At 66.6% G+C, this 396-nt stretch carries 1 pseudogene; it reads left to right on the forward strand.

Annotation, left to right across the window (positions count from 1 at the left end):
* Positions 1-396: pseudogene (locus AC1DMS_RS31785) on the forward strand (nitrite reductase large subunit); the annotation flags it as partial.

Below are 396 nucleotides of genomic sequence, written 5' to 3' on the forward strand. Positions count from 1 at the left end.
GGCACCTATTCCGTCATCCCGCGGATGTGGGKCGGCCACACCACGCCCGACGAGCTGCGCCGCATCGCGGATGCGGCCGACAAGTACCAGATCCCGACCGTCAAGGTCACGGGCGGCCAGCGCATCGACCTCTTGGGGGTGAAGAAGGAAGACCTGGAGGGTGTGTGGAAGGACATCGGCATGCCTTCGGGCTTTGCCTATGCCAAGAGCCTGCGCACGGTGAAGACCTGCGTGGGCAGCGAGTGGTGCCGCTTCGGCACCCAGGACAGCACCCAGATGGGCAAGGACCTGGAGCGGGCGCTGTGGGCGATGTATTCGCCGCACAAGGTCAAGCTCGCGGTCTCGGGCTGTCCGCGCAACTGCGCCGAGGCCGGGATCAAGGACGTGGGCGTGATC

This window comes from Variovorax sp. 05T418 (genome assembly GCF_056396385.1).